Consider the following 479-nt stretch of genomic DNA (forward strand, 5'->3'; position numbering starts at 1 on the left):
ATGCGGTGTGGCTCGGCACGCTCGGTGGCGCCGCGCTGCTGCTGGGCTCGTGGGCGGTGCTGCATGCAAGCATCGTGGCCCCGTTGCAGCGCGCCATCAAGTCCGTGCATGGCCTGGCCGGCGGCGACCTCGACCTGCATATCGATACCGATGCGCGCGGCGACATGGGCCTGCTGCTACAAGCGCTGCAGCAGCTCAACGTCAACCTGCGCGCCATCATCGGCGACGTACGCCGCAACGTTGAATCGATGACGATTTCCACAGGCGAGATTGCCAGCGGCAACATGGATCTCTCAAGCCGTACCGAATCGCAAGCCTCGGCACTGGAAGAGACGGCCTCCAGCGTCGAGCAGTTTGCCGCTACCGTGCGCCAGAATGCGGACTCGGCGGCCAATGCCGACCGCCAGGCGCAATCAGCCTCGTCCATCGCCCAGCGCGGCAGCCACTCGGTGCAGCGCATGGGCAAGACCATGGAAGAG

General features: G+C 65.8%; 1 protein-coding gene. It reads left to right on the forward strand.

Translation table 11 applies throughout. The features are described from left to right. On the forward strand, positions 1–479 hold a 479-nt coding region (locus tag I5W_RS16400), incomplete at both ends, for a HAMP domain-containing protein (protein ID WP_044530026.1).

This window comes from Herbaspirillum sp. B65, from assembly GCF_000333555.1.
GTDB classification, from domain to species: domain Bacteria; phylum Pseudomonadota; class Gammaproteobacteria; order Burkholderiales; family Burkholderiaceae_D; genus Herbaspirillum; species Herbaspirillum rubrisubalbicans.